Below are 19,360 nucleotides of genomic sequence, written 5' to 3' on the forward strand. Positions count from 1 at the left end.
CGAGCCTAACCAATCGCGCCGCCGGGGGCGTGGCCCGGCTCACCGTCCCGCCGACCGGGCGGCTCGGGTGGACGTCGGGCCGGCCGCCTAGACTCCCAAGGGTGCTGAATCGGATCGACCTGCGCGACGGTCTCGGTGACCCGCGCCGTCTGCTGCCCCGTGCCCAGCTCGACGTGTCCGTCGCCGTCGAGCGCATCCGGCCCCTGGTGGAGGCGGTCCGTGAGCATGGGTACTCGGCGATCCGGGAGGCGAGCGAACGGTTCGACGGCATCTCCCCGGAGGTGCTGCGGGTGCCGGTCGAGGCGATCACCGAGGCGGAGGGGGTGCTCGACCCGGCGGTGCGTGCCGCGCTGCTGGAGTCCATCGCCCGGGCCCGTCGGGTGCACGCCGACCAGCGGCGCACCGACCACACCACCCAGGTGGTGCCCGGTGGCACCGTCACCGAGCGGTGGTTGCCCGTCGACCGGGTCGGTCTGTACGTGCCCGGTGGCCTGGCGATGTACCCGTCGACAGTGGTGATGAACGTGGTGCCGGCCCAGGCGGCCGGGGTCCGCTCGCTGGTGGTGGTCAGCCCGCCGCAGAAGGACAACGGCGGCCTGCCCGACCCCCGGGTGCTCGCCGCCTGCGCGCTGCTCGGCGTCGACGAGGTGTACGCGGTGGGTGGGGCCCAGGCGGTGGCGATGCTGGCGTACGGCGCGGCGGTCGACCCGGCGGGTGATCTGCGGTGCGACCCGGTCGACCTGATCACCGGCCCCGGCAACATCTGGGTGACCGCCGCGAAGCGGCTGCTGCGCGGCGTGGTCGGCATCGACGCCGAGGCCGGGCCGACCGAGATCGCCATCCTGGCCGACGACACCGCCGACCCGGCGCACGTGGCCGCCGACCTGATCAGTCAGGCCGAGCACGACCCGCTCGCCGCGAGCGTGCTGGTCACCCCGTCGGAGGCGTTGGTCGAGGCGGTCGAGGCGGAGCTGGCCCGGCAGGTGCCGGCGACGAAGCACACCGAGCGGGTCACCACGGCGCTGACCGGTGAGCAGAGCGGCGTGGTCCTGGTCGACGACCTTGAGGCGGGGCTGCGGGTGGTCGACGCGTACGCGGCCGAGCACCTGGAGATCCAGACGGTCGACGCCCGGGAGTGGGCGCTTCGGGTCCGTAACGCCGGGGCGATCTTCGTGGGTGCCTGGTCGCCGGTGTCGCTCGGCGACTACTGCGCCGGCTCCAACCACGTGCTGCCCACCGGCGGCTGCTCCCGACACTCCTCCGGGCTGTCCGTGCAGTCCTTCCTGCGCGGTGTGCACCTGATCGAGTACACCGAGGCCGCGCTGCGCGACGTGGCCCCGCACGTGGTCACCCTGGCCAACGTGGAGGATCTGCCCGCGCACGGCCAGGCGGTCCAGGCCCGTTTTCCGGGAGGTGCGGCGTGACGAGCCTCGACGATCTGCCACTCCGCGCCGACCTGCGCGGGCTGTCGCCGTACGGGGCGCCGCAACTGGACGTGCCGGTGCGGCTCAACACCAACGAGAACTCGCACCCGGTGCCCGAGCCGGTGGTCGAGGCGATCGGCAAGGCGCTCGCTGCCGAGCTGCGTGAGCTGAACCGTTACCCGGATCGGGACGCGGTGGCGCTCCGCGCCGACCTGGCCGAATATCTCGGGCACGGGCTCACCGTCGAACAGGTGTGGGCGGCCAATGGCTCCAACGAGATCCAACAGCAACTGCTCCAGGCGTTCGGCGGGCCGGGGCGCATTGCGCTCGGTTTCGTTCCGGCGTACTCGATGCACCCGCTGCTGGCCCTCGGCACCAGCACCCGGTGGGTGCCCGCCGCCCGGGGCGTCGACTTCGGGCTGACCGCCGAGGAGGCGGTCGCCCAGGTCCGCGAGCACCAACCGGACGTGGTCTTCCTCTGCTCGCCGAACAATCCCACCGGCACCGCACTGGACCCGGCGGTGATCGCCGCAGTGCTCGACGTGGCGCCCGGCATGGTGGTCGTCGACGAGGCGTACGCCGAGTTCGCCCGGCCCGGGACGGTGAGTGCCCTCGCGGTGCTGCCCGGCCACCCGCGGCTGGTGGTGACCCGGACGATGAGCAAGGCGTTCGGCTTCGCCGGCGGCCGGCTGGGTTACCTGGCCGCCGACCCGGCGGTCGTGCGGGCGGTGCAGCTCGTTCGTCTGCCGTACCATCTCTCCGCGCTCACCCAGGCCGCCGCACGCGCGGCGGTGACCCACCGCGACGCCCTTCTCGGTACGGTGAGCGCGATCATGGCGCAGCGGGACCGGATCGTGGCGACGCTGCGCGAGCGGGGGTTGCGGGTCGCCGACAGCGACGCCAACTTCGTGCTGTTCGAGGTGGGCGGTGACCAGTCCGTCGTCTGGAACGCCCTGCTGGCGCAGGGGGTGCTGGTTCGTGACGTCGGCCTTCCCGGCTGGCTGCGGGTGACCGCCGGCACTGCCGCCGAGACCGACGCCTTCCTTTCTGCAATGGAGACCTCGCAATGAGTCGGACCGCCCGGGTGGAACGGATCACCAAGGAGACCAAGGTCCTCGTCGAGATCGATCTCGACGGCACCGGCGCCGCCGAGATCAGCACCGGCGTCGGCTTCTACGACCACATGCTGCACCAGATCGCCCGGCACGGCGGCTTCGATCTGACCGTGCGCACAGTGGGTGACCTGGAGATCGACGCGCACCACACGATCGAGGACACCGCACTCGCCCTGGGCGCCGCGTTCGACCAGGCGCTCGGCGACAAGGCCGGCATCCGGCGGTACGGCTCGGCGACAGTGCCGATGGACGAGGTGCTGGTCCGGGCCGCCGTGGATCTCTCCGGTCGGCCGTACGTGGTGCACGACGAGCCGGCGCTCGCCCCCTACATCGGGCCGGTCTACGCGACGAGCATGACCCGCCACATCTGGGAGTCCTTCGGCCAGGCGGCCCGGGTCACGCTGCACGTCGACGTGCTGCGGGCGGCCCGGCCGGGTGGTCACCCGGACGCGCACCACGTGGTGGAGGCGCAGTTCAAGGCGGTCTCCCGCGCGTTGCGCGAGGCCACCTCGATCGATCCGCGGTCGGCGGGGTCGATCCCGAGCACGAAGGGCCTGCTCTGATGGGCGGGGCGTTGCCGACCTTGCTGTTGATCCTGGCCGGGGTGCTGGTGGGTGGCACCTGGTCGCTGTATCGGCAGGGCGCGCCGAAGGGGGCGGTGCTTGTCACGGCGGTGCTCGCGGTGCTCGCCACCGTCGCCGGGGTGCTGCGGCTGCTGCCGGACAACGGGTGATCGGGGTGACGACGTGAGCGACGTGGTGGTGCTCGACTACGGTTCGGGCAACCTGCGCTCGGCGGAGCGGGCGTTGGCCGCCGCCGGAGCGGATGTCCGGGTGACCGACGACCTGGCCGCGGCGGCTGCCGCGGATGGTCTGGTGGTGCCGGGTGTGGGCGCGTACGCGGCGTGCATGGCGGGGATCGAGGCGTTGGGCGCCGGCCCGGTCATCGCCGAGCGGGTGGCCGCTGGCCGACCGGTGCTCGGCATCTGCGTGGGCATGCAGGTGCTCTTCGAGCACGGCGACGAGCACGGCGTGGTGACCAAGGGGCTGGGGTTGCTGCCTGGTGGGGTGACCCGGTTGGCCGCGACCCGGTTGCCGCACATGGGCTGGAACACGGTCCGGGCTCCCCGCGAGTCGGTGTTGTTCGCCGGGTTGACCGAGCGGAGCCGGTTCTACTTCGTCCACTCGTACGCGATGGGCGACCCGGCCGCGCTCGCCGCTGCCGGTGCCACCGTGACCACCGCCCACCACGACACGGATTTCGTCGCGGCGGTGGAGCGTGGGTCGTTGTCGGCGGCTCAGTTCCACCCGGAGAAGTCCGCCGAGACCGGTGCCGCGCTGCTGCGTAACTGGCTCGCCACGTTGCCCAGCGGTGGCTGAGCGCCGTCTCGCGGTGCCCGACCCGAGGGTGTCGCGGTGAGCCGGGAGCGCGCCCGTCGGCGGGCGGAGCGGGAGGCCGAGCAGGCCCGTGAGCGGGTGGTCCGGCAGCGCCAGGTCGCTCGCCGGCAGCGCCGCCGTGCGGTGGTGCGCGGGTTGACGCCACGGCTGCGGCGGGGTCGTTCCGGGCGGCTGGCCCGGCACACCCGGGGTGAGCGGGCGGCGATCGTGCTGCTCACCGGCGCGGCGTTGCTCCTGATCTGGACGTTCGTCGACAATCTGGCGTTGCGTGTCGCGCTGATCGTGCTCCTGCTGCTCGTACTGCCGGCGATCGTCGTGATCGCCCTGGACCGTCGTTCCTGACCGAGGAGAAGACCTTGAGCCTCACCCTGTTACCCGCCGTTGATGTCGCTGACGGCCGGGCCGTCCGGCTCGTGCAGGGCGCCCTCGGAAGCGAGAGCGTCTACGGTGACCCGTTGGAGTCCGCGCTGGCCTGGCAGCAGGACGGCGCGGAGTGGATCCACCTGGTCGACCTGGACGCGGCGTTCGGTCGGGGCACCAACGCGCACCTGCTGGCGGAGGTGGTGCGGCAGTTGGACGTGCAGGTGGAGCTGTCCGGCGGCATCCGTGACGACGAGTCGTTGCGGGCGGCGTTGGGCACCGGGGCGGCCCGGGTGAACATCGGGACGGCCGCCTTGGAGGACCCGGTGTGGTGTGACCGGGTGGTCGCGGAGTACGGCGACCGGGTGGCCATCGGCCTGGACGTGCGGGGTCACACGCTGTCGGCGCGGGGGTGGACCCGCGATGGTGGCGACCTGTACGAGGTGCTGGAGCGGCTGGACAAGGCGGGCGCCAGCCGGTACGTGGTCACCGACATCACCAAGGACGGGACGATGCGCGGGCCGAACCTGGATCTGCTGCGGGAGGTGTGTGCCCGTACCGACCGGCCGGTGATCGCTTCGGGTGGGGTGTCCACCCTGGACGACCTGCGGGCGTTGGCCAGTCTGGAGTCGGCGGGGGTGGAGGGTGTGATCGCCGGCAAGGCGCTCTACGCGGGTGCCTTCACTGTGGCTGAGGCGCTGCGGACGCTGGCCGAGTCGTGACCGTCACGAGGCTGGGGTCGGGTGGCCCGTGGGAGCAGCAGTACGGGTACTCCCGGGTGGTCCGGGCCGGTGAGCGGGCCTGGACGGCCGGGTGTACGGCGACTGTGGACGGTCGGGTGGTGCACGTCGGTGACGCGGCCGCGCAGACCGCGCAGGCGTTGCGGATCGGGTTGGCCGCGCTCGCCGAGGTGGGTGCGGAGCCGGGCGACGTGGTGCGGACCAGGATGTACGTGACGGACCGGTTGCACGCCGACGAGGTGGGCCGGGCGCACAACGCGGTCTTCGGCGCGGTCCGGCCGGCGGCGACCCTGGTGGTGGTGGCCGCTCTGCTGGACCCGGAGCACCTGGTGGAGGTGGAGTTGGAGGCGTACCTCGGCGATCGCTGAGGTACGCGCTGGCGGCCTGCTGGCCGCCGTTTGGCCAGATTGGTTGTGCACAACTTAATTGTGGGCTACAGTTCAGCGGTGGCCGATGACCTGCTGTTGCGTCGACAGGTGTGCTTCGCCCTCTACGCCGCGTCGCGCGCCCTCACCGACGTCTACCGGCCGATCCTGGACGAGGTCGGGCTGACCTACCCGCAGTACCTGGTGCTGCTGGTGCTCTGGGAGCGTCCCGACGACGCACCCACGGTGTCCGAGCTGGGCACCGAGCTGCGACTTGACTCCGGCACGCTCTCCCCGCTGCTCAAGCGGCTGGAAGGCGCGGGCCTGGTGGTCCGCCGGCGGTCGGCGCGGGATGAGCGGCGGGTCGAGGTGGGCCTCACCGAGCAGGGGCGGGCGCTGCGGGAACAGCTCTGCGACGTTCCGCTGCGGATCGCCCTGGCCACCGGGCTGGGCATCGACGAGCTTGTCGCGTTGCGCGACACGCTCACCCGGGTCACCGACACGATCCACCGACAGAAGGAGCAGTGACTCTCATGCAGGTTCTCTACACCGCGTCCGCGACCGCCACCGGCGATGGCCGCGACGGCCACGTCGAGACCTCCGACGGCACCCTCGCGCTCGACCTGGCCGTGCCGAAGGAGATGGGTGGCGCCGGTGGTGCCGCTAACCCCGAGCAGCTCTTCGCCGCCGGTTACGCGGCCTGCTTCCACAGCGCGCTGCGGATCGTGGGTCGCCGGGCCAAGGCCGACGTGAGCGACTCCGTCGTCGCGGCCGAGGTGGGCATCGGGCCGAACGGCAGCGGCGGTTTCGGGCTCACCGTGCAGCTCGTCGTCGACCTGCCCGCCGTCTCCCGCGAGGCCGCCGAGCAGATCGTCGAGCAGGCCCACCAGGTCTGCCCGTACTCCAACGCGACCCGTGGCAACATCGACGTCACGCTCACCGTCCGCGAGACCCTGGGCGCGTGACCTCGCCGCCCAGGCCCCCATCCGCGGACGAGAGGACTACCACCCCGTGACCAGCAACCGCGAGATCCACCTGGCCAGCCGCCCCCAGGGCTGGCCCACCGCTGACACCTTCCGGCTCGTCAAGACCGAGGTGCCGACACCCGGACCGGGCCAGATCGTGGTCCGCAACCAGTACATGTCAGTCGACCCGTACATGCGGGGACGGATGAACGACGTCAAGTCGTACGTCGCGCCGTTCGCCCTCGACGCACCGCTCGACGGTGCCGCGATCGGCGAGGTGGTGGCCAGCGAGGCGGCCGACGTCGCCGTCGGCACCACAGTCCTGCACGGGCTGGGCTGGCGGGAGTACGCGCTGCTCGACGCCACCGCCGCCCGGCCGGTCGACCCGGGTGTCGCCCCGGTCAGCGCGTACCTCAGCGTGCTCGGCATGACCGGGCTGACCGCGTACGCCGGGCTGCTGGAGGTCGCCGCGATGAAGCCCGGCGAGACGGTGTTCGTCTCCGCCGCGGCCGGCGCGGTCGGCAGCCTGGTCGGCCAGATCGCCAAGCTCAAGGGCGCCGGTCGGGTGGTCGGCAGCGCCGGTTCCCCGGCCAAGGTCGAGCGGCTGCGGGCGCTGGGCTTCGACGCCGCCTTCGACTACCACGACGGGCCGGTCCGTGACTCGTTGCGGGCGGCCGCCCCGGACGGCGTCGACGTCTACTTCGACAACGTCGGCGGTGACCACCTGGAGGCGGCCATCTCGGTCATGAACCTGCACGGCCGGGCGGCGATCTGCGGCATGATCTCGCAGTACAACGCCACCGAGCCGCCCGCCGCGCCGCGCAACCTGGCACTTGTCATCGGCAAGCGGCTCACCCTGCGCGGCTTCCTGGTCAACGACCACAACGACGTACGGGCGGCGTTCGTCCGCGACGTCGCCGGCTGGCTGCGCGAGGGAACGCTCTCCTACGACGAGACGATCGTGGACGGCATCGAGAACGCTCCGGAGGCGTTCATCGGCCTGCTGCGCGGCGACAACCTCGGCAAGATGCTCGTCAAGGTGTGACTTCCGATCCGACGCGCGGCGGTGGCCGGCCTCACCGGTCGGTCATCGCCGCCTGTGGGGAGGATAGGCTCGCGGCATGACGGTGGCGGTACGGGTGATCCCCTGTCTGGACGTGGACGCCGGGCGGGTGGTCAAGGGAGTCAACTTCCTCGACCTTCGCGACGCCGGCGACCCGGTGGAGCTGGCGGCGGCGTACGACCGGGCCGGCGCGGACGAGCTGACCTTCCTCGACGTCACGGCGTCCTCCAGCGACCGGGGCACCATGCTCGACGTGGTGCGCCGCACCGCCGAGTCGGTGTTCATCCCGCTGACCGTCGGCGGTGGGGTCCGGCAGGTCGCCGACGTCGACACACTGCTGCGGGCCGGGGCGGACAAGGTCGGCGTGAACACCGCCGCCATCGCCCGCCCGGAGTTGATCGCCGAGATCGCCGACCGGTTCGGCCGGCAGGTGCTCGTGCTCTCCCTCGACGTGCGTCGGTCGCCGGACGGCGGCACACCCAGTGGCTTCGAGGTCACCACGCACGGTGGTCGGCGCGGCACCGGCATCGACGCGGTGTGGTGGGCGCACCGGGGCGCCGAGTTGGGCGCGGGGGAGATCCTGCTCAACTCGATGGACGCCGACGGCACCAAGGCGGGCTTCGACCTGGAGTTGATCGCCGCGGTGCGAGCCGTGGTGGACGTGCCGGTGGTGGCCAGTGGGGGCGCCGGCGAGGTGGCCCACTTTCCGCCCGCTATCGGCGCCGGCGCGGACGCGGTGCTCGCCGCGAGCGTCTTCCACTTCGGCGAGTTGACAGTCGCCGAGGTCAAGGACGCGCTGCGCGGCAGTGGCCACCCGGTGCGCTAGCCAGACGGGGCCGCCGTCCGCGCCGGGCCCAGGTGGTACGCGTCGTGCGCGATCAGGTTCGCGAATGCTCCCGCCCACGCCCAGCACCGGGTGCAGGTGCCGCAGATCGGGCATAACCCGCGTCGCTGCTCATGCTCGGCCAGAACCCGCCACCATCGGGCCAGTTGCTCCGGCCTGGGCGCACTCACCGGGCTCCATCCGTGTTCGCGAGGATCGCCGCGACTGACACCTGTGCCTCGAAGCACCACCCGCCGGCACAATCCGGTACGGGTCCGGCGCACGTGTGCCCCCGCAACCGCACCATGCCGCCGACATGCTGCGGGTCCACCACCACCGCCCACACCAGTTCGTCGCGTTTGGTCGGATTCGGGCTGATCTCCCACGCCAGCAGGTGCAGCAGAGTGCCCGCAGGCACCTGAAGGCTGTCGGTCATGTTCGGCTTCGAGGGCAAGGGGTGTCTGCCTTTCCGGTGATGTCCACAGATCCCGTCGATCCGGTCGGAAGCTGCAGCGTCAGATGGACTACTACGTCGATCGTGGCCGATAAGCTGGGCCTACGGCACGCGTGCGCGGTGTGCACACGCTCCTGCACACGCTGGGGGTCGGAGATGGACACCTTCGGGCAGCTGCTCAGACGGCATCGCGAGAGCGCCGGGCTGTCCTTGCGGCAGCTCGACTCGCTCATCCACTTTCAGTACAGCCACATATCCCAGGTCGAGCGCGGTGAGCGCCGCCCCACCGAGGCGCTGGCCACGAACTGTGACCGGGTCCTGGGCGCGGACGGCACGCTCATCGAGGCGTACCGGATCGAGCGGGCCGGCACCACCGACATGCACAGACGCGCCATGCTGCGTGCCATGACCGCCTTGGCCGCCGCACCCGCTGTCGCGCCCCTGGCCGGGTTGGAAGCCCTTCGTCACGGCCTCGGCGACATGGTGACGCCCGACCGCGATGAGTGGGAGCAGATCGCGGCTGACCACGGCCACGGCTACTACCGGCAATCTCACGCCGCCCTGATGGCCCAACTGGGTGCTGACCTGACCGTGCTGCAACACCAACTCGCCGCTGACAGTGGTGTACGCCGAGCTGGCCTCCTGCGGGCTGCCTCGCGTCTGTCCGTCATCGTCGCGCTGAGTCTTGTCGCGTCGGGGCAGACCGTGATGGGGCGGCGCTGGTGGAAGACCGCCCATCGGGTCGCCGACGAGTCCGGGGACACCGAGACCCGGGTTCTGGCGCGGGCGTGGGATGTGGTGAACAGCTGCTACGACGGGCGCTCGCCGTCGGCGGTCGTCGTCCTGTCGGACGAGGTGTTGCCTATGCTGGGCCGCCAGGCCACGGCGGCGGCGTGCGGGCTGCTCGCCGGCCGAGCCCAAGCCCTGTCGTTGGCCCGGCGGCACGCGGACGCGGTGGCGACGGTGCGGCAACTCGCCGATCTCGCCCAGCAGTTGCCGGCCGCGATCGTGGACGACGTGGAGTCGTTGTGGGGGTGGCCGGAACATCGGTTCCACCACACCGAATCGTGGGTTTACACACACGCCGGCCGGCTGGTCGATGCTGAGGCCGCGCAGGAGCGGGCCCTCGACCTGTATCCGGCGTCCCAGGCGCGGCTACGTGCGCAGGTGCAACTCCAGCAGGCTGCCCGGCTGATTCGGGGCGGGCACATTCCCGACGGGTTGCGGTACGCCGCCGACACGCTTGACGCGCTGCCAGCTCACCTGCACAACCACCTGCTGCGGTCGGTGGCAACACAGGTCGCAGCCGCCGTACCCAGGACGGAGCGGTCCCGGCCCGCGTTCGTCGACCTCACCGACCGGGTTCGCGCCTAGGGTTCTCGCCATGCCCGTGACGTACACCGTGCACACTCCCGGATCGGCCGCTGCCGTACTTCCGGCGCTGGTGCGCTTGTACGGGGTGGTCTATGCGGAGCCGCCATACAACGAGGGACCGGATCAGGTGGCCGGGTTCGCCGACGGCTTGCCCGGTGAGACGGGGCGTTCCGGGTTCAGCCTTGTCGTCGCCGACGACGCGGGCCTACTGGTCGGTGCCGCGTACGGCTGGACGATGCCGGCCGGCCGGTGGTGGACACGCGCCGACACTGAGCCACCCAGCGACCTTCTGAACGCCGACAAGTTCGCGGTGATGGAGTGGGTCGTGCATCCCGACCGGCGCGCCGTGGGCATCGGCGCGGAACTCATCCGCAGGCTCCTGAACACGCGATCCGAGCCGTGGGCGACCCTGGCGTCCAACCCGGCCGCACCCGCCCGCGCCATCTACCGGCGCGCGGGTTGGCAGCAGGTCGGCGGGTCGGCGATGCCCGACGGCACTCCTATGCACCTGCTCGTCCTGCCGCTACCGGCAGCACCCGGCCCGCGTCGCTGACTGCCGCGCGACCTGGCGCGACCGGCCTTCGGCCGGGTCAGCGCTCCCCGGAGTGCCCCTCGGGTGAGCGACGCGGGGTGGGAATCGACCGGACCGCGTACTCCTGGACGGCAGCCGCGTGGTCGGCCTCGTCGAGGATCCAGTCGGCGCTGCCGGGCGCGTGCCGGCGGGTCAACACTCCCTGCACGGTGTCCACCATTGTCGCCACACCCGCGCGCGGGCGGGTGCGCCACAGTTGCTCACCCTCGGCGGTGATCCGGAACCAGCCGTCGGCGACGCTCACCAGCCCGGCGCCCACCAAACGCTGGACCGCGACCTCCACCTCGTGTCGCTGCGGAATCGCGTGGTTGAGGTGGTCGGCGGTGGAGAGCACGTCGGTCAGTCGGACACCCTCCGGCCGGCGGCTTGTCGCCGACCGACGGTGCCGTCCGGCCCCGCTCGCGATGACGAGCGACACGAAGATCCAAGCGTCGTTCCAGCGCCAACCGTTCTCCCCCATGCAGAGATGATGACGGCGCGCGTCGCGGAAGGGAACACCCACCCGCCAACCGGTACGCGGCACCACCGCCCCGTACCGGTTCGTGAACGGTCGGTGAAGGTTCAGCCCGCTGGCGTGGCCGGCGCGGGGTTGCCCGGCGGGGCCGCGGGGCGCTCGGGCGTGGCGCCCTCCGGCACGGCGAACAGCGGGATGAAGAACTGGGACAACGGGCCGATGGCCAGCGCGTACGCCACAGTGCCCACACCGACGGTGCCGCCGAGCAGCGCGCCCAGCACCAGCACGGTGACCTCGATGACGGTGCGCACCAGTCGGACCGACCGGCCGGGCCGGCGGGCCACGTACCCGGTCATGAGACCGTCGCGGGGGCCGGGCCCCAATCGGGCGCCCAGGTACAGGGCGGTGGCGGCGCCGTTGGCGACGATGCCGGTGATCAGCATCGCGATCCGGACACCGAGCGGGTTGTTCACGGGCAGCAGGGGCACTGTGGCGTCCACTACCAGGCCGACCACCACGACGTTGCTCACCGTGCCAAGGCCGGGCCGTTGCCGCAGCGGGATCCACAGCAACAGGACCAGCGCGCCGACGCCGATGGTGACAGTGCCGAAGGAGAGCCCGGTCAGCTCGGAGAGCCCCTGGTGGAACACGTCCCACGGGTCGAGGCCCAGGTAGGAGCGGATCATCAGGGCCATGCTGACGCCGTACAGCGCGAGCCCGAGGTAGAGCTGGACCAACCGTCGAACCGGCCGGTGCCGCAGATTGCCAAGCAGTGCCATGCATGCCACCCTAGGTGCCAATCCTCGCCGAGGAAGAAGCCAATATCCGAGGAGTGGCTATGACCGGGCAGGTCCGCGGTGTCCAATTGGCCCGTCTGCTCGGGCAGTGGCATGCCCTGCCGGGCCGCCGGCGCAGCCCCGACTACGCCGCGCTGGCCGGCTCGGTGCGCGGGCTGCTCGCTGACGGCCGGCTGCCCCTGGGCGTCCGACTGCCGTCGGAACGGGAGCTGGCCGAGGCGCTGCGGATCAGCCGGACCACTGTCACCGCCGCGTACCGGCAGCTGCGCGAGACCGGGCACCTGGCCAGCCGTCGAGGCGCCGGCAGTTGGACGATGCTGCCCGGCAACCACCGGGTGGCCAGCACCGGCCTGTGGACCCCGCTGGACGACCGGGACATGCTCGACCTCGGCGTCGCGGCGCTGGCCGCCCCGCCGCAACTTCTGTCGGCCGCGCGGGCCGCCACCGAGGACCTGCCCCGCTACCTGAGCGGCGCCGGTTACCACCCCACCGGCATCATCGAGCTGCGCGAGGCGGTGGCCGAGGCGTACACCGCACGGGGTCTGCCCACCTCGGCCGACCAGATCATGGTCACCAGCGGCACCCAGCACGCACTGGACCTGGTGCTGCGCCTCGCCCTCGCCCCGGGCGGTTCGGTGCTCGTCGAGTCGCCGACCTACCCCAACGCCCTCGCGGCGCTTGCCGGCCGGCGGGCCCGGATCAGCACCCACGGTCTGGCCGCCGACACCGGCTGGGAGCCCGACCTGCTGCTGGGCAGCCTCCGACAGACCCGGCCCAAGCTGGCCTACCTGATTCCGGAGTTCCAGAACCCGACGGGGCACCTGATGCCCGCCCCGTTGCGCGAACGCGTGGTGGCCGCGGCGCACGCGGTCGGCACCGACCTGATCATCGACGAGTCCTTCGTGGACCTGTCGATGGACGGCACCGAGCCGCTACCCCCGGTCGCCACGTACGACCGGCACAGCCGGGTGATCAGCATCGGGGGAATGAGCAAGCCGTACTGGGGTGGCCTGCGGATCGGCTGGGTGCGCGCGTCCGCGCCGCAGGTGCAGCGACTGGCCGCCGTCCGGGTCGGGGTCGACATGGCAAGCCCGGTGCTGGACCAGTTGGTCGCCGTCCACCTGCTCGCCGACGCCGAGGCGATCGTCGCCGACCGCCGCGTCCAGTTGGCCGTCCAGCGCGACGCTTTGCTCGGCGCGCTGGCGCACCGACTGCCGGAGTGGCGTGTCACAGTGCCACGGGGTGGCGTGACGCTCTGGGCGGAGTTGGACGGTCCCGTCTCGAGCGCCCTGGCCCGGGCCGCGGAGGAGGTCGGCGTACGGCTGGCTCCCGGCCCTCGGTTCGGCCTGGACGGCACCCTGGAGCGTTTCCTGCGGCTGCCGTTCACCCTGCCCGCGGCGGACCTCGTGGAGGCCGTCGGGCGGATCGCCGCGATCCGCTACGACCTGGACCGGGGCGGCCGGCAACGGTGGCGCGAGCCGGCGGTCATCGCCTGAGCGCCCCCTGACCGCCGATGCCGGTGGCCCCGCACCCAGAGCGGGTACGGGGCCACCGGCGACGCGTCAGAGCTCGGCGAGGCTGCCGGCGTACATCTTGTCGATCTCGGCGGCGAAGTTGCTCTCCACCCCACGCCGCTTGATCTTCAACGACGGGGTGATCTCACCGTCCTCGATCGTCAGGTCACGCGGCAGGATGGCCACCTTCTTGATCGTCTCCCAGCGGTTGAGCTTGGCGTTGAGCTGGGCGACGTACTCCTCGACCATCGTCTGGGCCTCGGCCGACGCGACGATCTCGGTGTAGCTGCGCCCTTCGAGGGGGCCGCCGGCGACCCAGCCCCGGATCGCGTCCGGGTCCAGGGTGACGAGCATCGTGCAGAAGTTGCGGGCCTGACCGACGACCACGGCCTGCGAGGTGTACGGGCAGATGGCCTTGAACATGCCCTCGATGTGCGACGGCGCGATGTACTTGCCGCCCGAGGTCTTGACCAGGTCCTTCTTGCGGTCGGTGATGCGCAGGTAGCCCTGCTCGTCGAGGGTGCCGATGTCACCGGTACGGAAGAAGCCGTCCTCGGTGAACGAGGCGGCGGTCTCGGCCGGCAGGTTGTGGTAACCGCGCATCACCGGCCGACCCCGTACCAGGATCTCCCCGTCGGTGTCGATCTTGCACTCGAGGTCGCCCATCGCCTGGCCCACGGTGCCGATCCGCAGCCCGGCCGGCGGGTTGACGAAGTTGCCGGCGCTGGTCTCGGTCAGGCCGTAGCCCTCGGAGATCGGCAGGTTCGCGGCGGCGAAGAAGGTGGCGATCTCGGGGCTGAGCGGTGCCGCGCCGGACACCAGCACCCGCATCCGGCCGCCCAGGCGGGCCTGGAGCTTGCTGAACACCAGCTTCTCGGCCAGCCCGTAGCGCAGCTTCAGCCCGGCCGGCACCGGCTTGCCGGCCTGCTCCAGGGCGATCTTCTCCTTGCCGACACCGACGGCCCAGCCGAAGATCTTCGCCTTTGCCCCGCCGGCACCCTGCGCGGTGGTCACTGCCTTGTTGTAGACCTTCTCGAAGACGCGGGGGGCCCCGCACATCAGAGTCGGACGGATGACCGAGAGGAGGTCGACGAGCTTGTCCACCCGCCCGTCGACGTAGGTGGGCAGGCCGACGTGGATGGCGCCGCAGAGCAGAGTCTTGCCGAACGAGTGCGCCAGCGGCAGCCACAGGTACTGCAGGTCGTCGTCGCGCAGCAGCCCGACCTCCGCCTGCGCCACGGCCTCCCAGCACCAGCCGCCGTGCAGCAGCTCGACGCCCTTGGGTTGGCCGGTGGTGCCGGAGGTGTAGATCAGGGTCGCCAGGTGGTCCGGGCCGATGCCGGCCACCAGCATGTCGATCAGCTCCGGCTCGGCGGCCAGCGCCTGCGCGCCGCGCTCCTCCAGGTCGGCGAGCGTCAACTGCGTGATCGCGGCGGTCGGGTCGACAGCGCCGTCGAGCAGCACCACGTGGGTGAGCGCGGGCAGGGTCGCCCCGGCGATCTTCGCCGCCTGGGCCGGGTTCTCCGCGAACAACACTGTCGAACCGGAGTCGGCGATGATGTACGTCGCGTCCGCCGGCTCGGTGGTCGGGTAGACGGTGGTGGTCGCGCCGCCGGCACACATGATGCCGAGGTCGGCGATTACCCACTCCAACCGGGTGTTGGCGAGGATCGCGACCGGGTCCTCCTGGCCGACGCCCAGGCCGTGCAGGCCGGCGGCGACAGCCTTCGCGCGCTGGCCCACCTGGGCCCAGGTCAGCCAGACAGGCCCCGAATTGTCAGGGTTCGGGGACGCGAACGCGTTCCGGTCGGGGGTGGCCGCCACGCGCTTGAGGAACATGTCCGGGATGGAGCGGTACGGTACATCGAGAGCCATCGCTGTAGCCGCCTTCGGGGGTGGTGGCGTGACGGTCGTCACGTCATGATGGTTACCGAAGAGTATTGCCTGTTGCCGTGCATCGGCTAGCCCTGGTGATCGTCCGGCCGTCCCATCCCGCCAACCGGTACGGCCGATCAGGCGTACCGGGCGGCCACCACCGACCAGTCGTAGGTGGCCCGGACCCAGTTGCGCCGAGCGGCCAACGCGTCGCGCATCCCGTCGTCGCCGACGGCGCGGAGCGCCTCCTCCGCGGTCAGGTACGTCGCCAACCCCTGATTGAACCGGTGCGCCGCACTGCGCAGCGCGGTCACCTCGTCCGCGTCGTTGCCCTGGGCGATCACCGTGACCAGGTTGTGCGCGTCCGGGTCGGTCTGGCTCTCCTTGCCGTACGAGAAGAGGTCGTTGCACCAGCAGACCAGGTCCACCGCCAACAGGTCCAGGGCGACCAGCCCCGGGTCGGCGCGCTGGGTCGGCCCGGAGGGCCGCGTCGACGCCAGGTCGGTCAGGGTGAGGCAGGGGTGCACGCCGCCGATGTGCCGGCGCAGTTGCACGTACTCCGCCACCTCGGGCACGCGCCGACGCTCCCGGTTGCCCGCCTCCCAGAGCAGCGCCAACAGGTACTCCCGCATCTGGCTCACGAACCGCAGCAGCAGACCGGCGTGATCGTGCAGTCGGGTCCGGCGGCAGAGGTCGTGCAGCGCGTCACCCAGCGGCCCGACGGCGGGCGGTACGACGTACGGATCACCGCAGCGGTCCAGCACGTCGAGCAGGGTGCTGATCGCCGGGCCCAGGCGCACCGGGTCGGCACCCAGGCCGTCCTCGTCGCAGGCGTCGTCCATGACGAAGAGCCAGCTGATCAGGTCGGTGAGCAGCCGCAGGCCCTCCACCGAGCCGTCCGGGCACGCACGACCGGCCAGTCCGGCGGCGTCGGCCCGTTCCAGGCGGTGCACGCGTTGGCTGGAATCGACCAGACCGAACGTGCGCGCCCACTCGATGCTCTCGCTCGCCACCTGGTCGGTGGCACGGTGGCGACCCGTGGCAAACGGGGGTTCCCGCAGCGCCGAAATCGCGAAGTCCCGCACAGTGAGCCCCCACTCCGTACCGCCCGGCGCGGAGCGGCGCGGTGAAGCGTACGGGAGGAAGTATCTGCATCTTTCGCTGGGTGTGGGAAATTCCACAGTGATTCAGTGACCATTTACGTGCAGAAAGTCACATGCCCAGCTTGGAGGCCCGCAGCCGCTGCGCCGCCTCCGCCGAACCGTTCAGTTGGACCCGGGCCACCCGTTGCCGGCCGGAGAGGAACAGCACCAGCTCGGCCGGGGCGCCGACCAGGCGCAACGGCTCACCGTCGCGACCGACGGACACCTCACCGTGGCCGGGCGCCTGCACGTAGAGATCCGCCGGGAAGCGGCGAAGTGCCATCCGGGCCATCGGGGCCGCCCGCTTCCAGAGGGCGCTCTGGAGGCCCTCGGAGAGATCGCGCGGCTGCCAGCCGGAACCAGCCCGCCGGACGTCCTCGTGATGGATGAAGAACTCCATCGTGTTGGCCACCTCGTCGGTGAGCGGGTTGCTGACCGGGCTCCACCGCGGCGGCCGGCGCACCTGTGCCACCAGTTCGGGATAGGGCCGTCGGGCGAGCCGCAGACGGACCCGCTCGGCGTAGCCGCGCAGCGGCGGCAGCACGATCCCACCTGCCGCGTCCGGACGCCGCTCCCGCAGCACCAGGTGCGCGGCGAGGTCGCGGGTCGCCCAGCCCTCGTTGACAGTGGGGGCGTCCGGCCCGAGGGCCAGGAGAAGATCGGCCAGCGCCTCGCGCTCGGCTCGGGCGTACCGCGACATGGCCCGATCGTAGGCCCGCCGGCCCGTCGGCGCTCGGCGGCGGACGCCGGTCGGCGCCGCAGGCACGTCGACGTCCGGTACGTGACGGTCGACATATCCCGTCAGGGTCGGCGGTGCTGGCCCCGACCGGTAAGGATGAGGGAGATAATTGCGGCTTACGGCGGGGGCGAGCGTGGCGAGCAAGACAAGTCGGGACGTTCTCAGTCGAGGGCTGGGGGTCCTGCGACAGGCGATCCGTGAGCAGCCGCGGATCTTCGCGGTGGCGGTCGTCGGCAGCGTGCTCTTCGGCGGAATGATCATTGTCAGTGCCCGGGTCGTCGGGTCGGTCATCGGCGAGGTGGCGCTTCCGGCCATCGAACGCGGCAAGGTGGGCTCCGGCACCCTGGCGCTGGCCGCGGCAGCGTTGTTCGGGATCAGCGTGGTGCGGGTGGCGGGCATCTTCGGCCGCCGGCTCGGTGCCGGCTACATGCAGTACCGCCTCCAGGCCTCCTACCGCCGCAGGGTCACCCGCCGGTACCTGGAGCTGCCGCTGTCCTGGCACCACCGCAACTCCACCGGCACCCTGCTGTCGAACGCCAACTCGGACGTGGAGGCAGCCTGGTACCCGATCGCGCCGCTGCCCTTCGCCGTCGGCACGTTGGTGATGCTCGTCGGCGCGATCGTGTCGCTCTTCGCCACCGACTGGGCACTCGCCCTGGTCGGCCTCGCGGTCTTCCCCGCGCTGTTCGCGCTCAACGTCGTCTACTCCCGCCGGATGGCCCCCCGCCAGGCCCGGGCGCAGCGCCTGCGCGCCGAGGTCAGCGGGATCGCCCACGAAAGCTTCGACGGCGCCCTGGTGGTCAAGACGATGGGTCGCGAGGCCCAGGAGACCGCCCGGTTCGCGGGCCGCGCCGGTGAGCTGCGCGACTCGTTGATCGCTGTCGGTCGGCTGCGCGGCATCTTCGACCCACTGCTGGAGACGCTGCCCAGCCTCGGCACCCTCGCCGTCCTCGTCGTCGGGGCGTTCCGGCTGCGCCAGGGCGCGATAAGCGTGACCGAGCTGGTCAGCGTGGCCTTCCTCTTCACAGTGCTGGCCTTTCCGGTGCGGGCGATCGGTTGGGTGCTGGCCGAGCTGCCGCGCAGCGTCGCCGGCTGGGACCGGGTGCGCCGGGTGCTCGACGCCACCGGCGAGATGCCGTACGGGCAGCGGGTGCTCGACCCGGTCGGGGCGGGCCCGGCCAGCCTCACCTTCGACGACGTGCACTACTCCTACCCGCCGGCCGAAGCCCACCCGCCCGGCGCGCAGGTCCTCGGCGAGGTCGGCTTCACGGTGCTGTCCGGTCGGACGGTGGCCCTGGTGGGGCCGACCGGCGCCGGCAAGTCCACCATCGCGTCGCTGGCGGTGCGCCTCGTCGACCCGGACTCCGGCACCGTGTGCCTGGACGGCGTGGACGTGCGCGAGCTGACCTCGGCGTCGCTGGCCGGCACGGTGGCCCTGGTCGCACAGGTGCCCTTCATCTTCGACGACACGGTCCGCGCCAACATCGCCCTGGACCGGCAGGGCGTCGACGACGAAGTGGTCTGGGCGGCGCTGCGGCTGGCCGAGGCGGACGGTTTCGTCGCCGCGCTGCCCGACGGCCTGGACACCATGGTCGGCGAACGGGGCACGTCGCTCTCCGGCGGCCAGCGCCAGCGGCTCACCCTGGCTCGTGCGCTGGCCGGTCGACCGCGCCTGCTGGTGCTCGACGACGCGACAAGCGCCGTCGATCCTCGAGTGGAGGCGGCCATCCTGGCCGGGTTGCGGTCGTCGACCGCCGTGGCGGGGGTGCCGGCCGCGTCGATCCTGGTGGTCGCGTACCGCCGGGCCACCATCGCGCTGGCCGACGAGGTCATCTACGTGGAGCAGGGCCGGGTGGTCGCCCGGGGCACCCACAGCGAGTTGTTGGCCACCGTGCCCGGCTACGTCGACCTGGTCACCGCCTACGAGCAGGCCGAGGTCGAGCGCGCGCAGGAAAGTTCGTACGGCGACGACGTGGTGCCGGTGCCGTCGGGCCTGGAAATCGAGGTGGATCGGTGAGCGCGAGGAGTGCAGCGCAGCGGAGCCCCGCAGTCGCGAACGAAAGGCCAGCCCGGTGAGCGCGAGGAGTGCAGCGCAGCGGAGCCCCGCAGTCGCGAACGAAAGGCGTACCCGGTGAGCGCGAGGAGTGCAGCGCAGCGGAGCCCCGCA

Annotated in this window: 22 protein-coding genes; 16 read left to right on the plus strand and 6 right to left on the minus strand. The window is 71.8% G+C overall.

Annotation, left to right across the window (positions count from 1 at the left end):
• Positions 1 to 101 precede the first annotated feature (101 nt).
• The 12 genes from hisD to hisF all read left to right on the plus strand — a co-directional run bounded on the left by hisD (position 102) and on the right by hisF (position 8,255).
• Positions 102 to 1,424, plus strand: a complete 1,323-nt coding sequence (gene hisD, locus ABZ406_RS21840) for a histidinol dehydrogenase (RefSeq protein WP_357764454.1) — start codon at positions 102 to 104, stop codon at positions 1,422 to 1,424.
• Positions 1,421 to 2,494 (plus strand): histidinol-phosphate transaminase, encoded by a 1,074-nt coding sequence (locus ABZ406_RS21845; RefSeq protein ID WP_357764457.1) that lies wholly within the window; start codon positions 1,421 to 1,423, stop codon positions 2,492 to 2,494. Before hisD ends, ABZ406_RS21845 begins: the two co-directional genes overlap by 4 nt.
• Entirely contained in the window at positions 2,491 to 3,102 is a 612-nt protein-coding gene (hisB, locus tag ABZ406_RS21850; protein ID WP_357764460.1) for an imidazoleglycerol-phosphate dehydratase HisB, read from the plus strand. The genes ABZ406_RS21845 and hisB overlap by 4 nt, the downstream gene beginning before the upstream one ends.
• Complete coding sequence (locus tag ABZ406_RS21855; RefSeq protein WP_357764463.1) at positions 3,102 to 3,272, plus strand: hypothetical protein; 171 nt, start codon at positions 3,102 to 3,104, stop codon at positions 3,270 to 3,272. Before hisB ends, ABZ406_RS21855 begins: the two co-directional genes overlap by 1 nt.
• Positions 3,273 to 3,285: 13 nt before the next feature.
• On the plus strand, positions 3,286 to 3,918 hold the full coding sequence (hisH, locus tag ABZ406_RS21860; RefSeq protein WP_357764466.1) for an imidazole glycerol phosphate synthase subunit HisH: 633 nt from the start codon (positions 3,286 to 3,288) through the stop codon (positions 3,916 to 3,918).
• 36 nt (positions 3,919 to 3,954) lie between these two features.
• Positions 3,955 to 4,278 (plus strand): hypothetical protein, encoded by a 324-nt coding sequence (locus tag ABZ406_RS21865; RefSeq protein WP_357764469.1) that lies wholly within the window; start codon positions 3,955 to 3,957, stop codon positions 4,276 to 4,278.
• A 14-nt stretch (positions 4,279 to 4,292) separates the two neighbouring features.
• A complete protein-coding gene (priA, locus tag ABZ406_RS21870) occupies positions 4,293 to 5,018 on the plus strand; it encodes a bifunctional 1-(5-phosphoribosyl)-5-((5-phosphoribosylamino)methylideneamino)imidazole-4-carboxamide isomerase/phosphoribosylanthranilate isomerase PriA (RefSeq protein WP_357764472.1) in 726 nt (241 codons plus the stop codon).
• Positions 5,015 to 5,404, plus strand: coding sequence for a RidA family protein (locus ABZ406_RS21875; RefSeq protein WP_357764474.1), 390 nt, complete (start codon positions 5,015 to 5,017; stop codon positions 5,402 to 5,404). The genes priA and ABZ406_RS21875 overlap by 4 nt, the downstream gene beginning before the upstream one ends.
• A 78-nt stretch (positions 5,405 to 5,482) precedes the next feature.
• Complete coding sequence (locus ABZ406_RS21880; RefSeq protein WP_357764477.1) at positions 5,483 to 5,929, plus strand: MarR family transcriptional regulator; 447 nt, start codon at positions 5,483 to 5,485, stop codon at positions 5,927 to 5,929.
• Between the two features lie 5 nt (positions 5,930 to 5,934).
• Positions 5,935 to 6,366: an organic hydroperoxide resistance protein gene (locus ABZ406_RS21885; RefSeq protein ID WP_357764657.1), complete on the plus strand. Its 432-nt coding sequence runs from the start codon at positions 5,935 to 5,937 to the stop codon at positions 6,364 to 6,366.
• A gap of 46 nt (positions 6,367 to 6,412) precedes the next feature.
• On the plus strand, positions 6,413 to 7,411 hold the full coding sequence (locus ABZ406_RS21890; protein ID WP_357764480.1) for an NADP-dependent oxidoreductase: 999 nt from the start codon (positions 6,413 to 6,415) through the stop codon (positions 7,409 to 7,411).
• A gap of 76 nt (positions 7,412 to 7,487) precedes the next feature.
• Positions 7,488 to 8,255 (plus strand): imidazole glycerol phosphate synthase subunit HisF, encoded by a 768-nt coding sequence (gene hisF / locus ABZ406_RS21895; protein ID WP_357764483.1) that lies wholly within the window; start codon positions 7,488 to 7,490, stop codon positions 8,253 to 8,255.
• Between the two features lie 184 nt (positions 8,256 to 8,439).
• On the opposite strand, the gene ABZ406_RS21900 is transcribed toward hisF, so the two are convergent.
• Entirely contained in the window at positions 8,440 to 8,688 is a 249-nt protein-coding gene (locus ABZ406_RS21900) for a hypothetical protein (RefSeq protein ID WP_357764486.1), read from the minus strand.
• Between the two features lie 174 nt (positions 8,689 to 8,862).
• Between ABZ406_RS21900 and ABZ406_RS21905 the strand changes: the two genes are divergently transcribed.
• Positions 8,863 to 10,080: a helix-turn-helix transcriptional regulator gene (locus tag ABZ406_RS21905; RefSeq protein WP_357764489.1), complete on the plus strand. Its 1,218-nt coding sequence runs from the start codon at positions 8,863 to 8,865 to the stop codon at positions 10,078 to 10,080.
• Between the two features lie 10 nt (positions 10,081 to 10,090).
• Positions 10,091 to 10,633 (plus strand): N-acetyltransferase, encoded by a 543-nt coding sequence (locus ABZ406_RS21910; protein ID WP_357764492.1) that lies wholly within the window; start codon positions 10,091 to 10,093, stop codon positions 10,631 to 10,633.
• Between the two features lie 37 nt (positions 10,634 to 10,670).
• On the opposite strand, the gene ABZ406_RS21915 is transcribed toward ABZ406_RS21910, so the two are convergent.
• Both ABZ406_RS21915 and ABZ406_RS21920 read right to left on the minus strand, forming a co-directional pair.
• Positions 10,671 to 11,132 carry a hypothetical protein gene (locus ABZ406_RS21915; protein WP_357764494.1) on the minus strand — a complete coding sequence of 154 codons (462 nt, stop codon included), beginning with the start codon at positions 11,130 to 11,132 and terminating at the stop codon, positions 10,671 to 10,673.
• 101 nt (positions 11,133 to 11,233) lie between these two features.
• Positions 11,234 to 11,905, minus strand: coding sequence for a hypothetical protein (locus tag ABZ406_RS21920; protein WP_357764497.1), 672 nt, complete (start codon positions 11,903 to 11,905; stop codon positions 11,234 to 11,236).
• A 59-nt stretch (positions 11,906 to 11,964) separates the two neighbouring features.
• Between ABZ406_RS21920 and ABZ406_RS21925 the strand changes: the two genes are divergently transcribed.
• A complete protein-coding gene (locus ABZ406_RS21925) occupies positions 11,965 to 13,419 on the plus strand; it encodes a PLP-dependent aminotransferase family protein (protein ID WP_357764500.1) in 1,455 nt (484 codons plus the stop codon).
• 66 nt (positions 13,420 to 13,485) lie between these two features.
• On the opposite strand, the gene ABZ406_RS21930 is transcribed toward ABZ406_RS21925, so the two are convergent.
• The 3 genes from ABZ406_RS21930 to ABZ406_RS21940 form a co-directional block, all read right to left on the minus strand.
• Positions 13,486 to 15,312, minus strand: a complete 1,827-nt coding sequence (locus ABZ406_RS21930) for a long-chain fatty acid--CoA ligase (RefSeq protein WP_357764503.1) — start codon at positions 15,310 to 15,312, stop codon at positions 13,486 to 13,488.
• A 137-nt stretch (positions 15,313 to 15,449) separates the two neighbouring features.
• A complete protein-coding gene (locus ABZ406_RS21935) occupies positions 15,450 to 16,325 on the minus strand; it encodes a terpene synthase (RefSeq protein WP_357764506.1) in 876 nt (291 codons plus the stop codon).
• Between the two features lie 199 nt (positions 16,326 to 16,524).
• Positions 16,525 to 17,154, minus strand: a complete 630-nt coding sequence (locus ABZ406_RS21940) for a TIGR03085 family metal-binding protein (protein ID WP_357764508.1) — start codon at positions 17,152 to 17,154, stop codon at positions 16,525 to 16,527.
• Positions 17,155 to 17,326: 172 nt separating this feature from the next.
• Between ABZ406_RS21940 and ABZ406_RS21945 the strand changes: the two genes are divergently transcribed.
• On the plus strand, positions 17,327 to 19,210 hold the full coding sequence (locus tag ABZ406_RS21945) for an ABC transporter ATP-binding protein (protein WP_357764511.1): 1,884 nt from the start codon (positions 17,327 to 17,329) through the stop codon (positions 19,208 to 19,210).
• Positions 19,211 to 19,360 lie beyond the last annotated feature (150 nt).

Source organism: Micromonospora sp. NPDC005710 (genome assembly GCF_040630995.1).
Taxonomy (GTDB): domain Bacteria; phylum Actinomycetota; class Actinomycetes; order Mycobacteriales; family Micromonosporaceae; genus Micromonospora.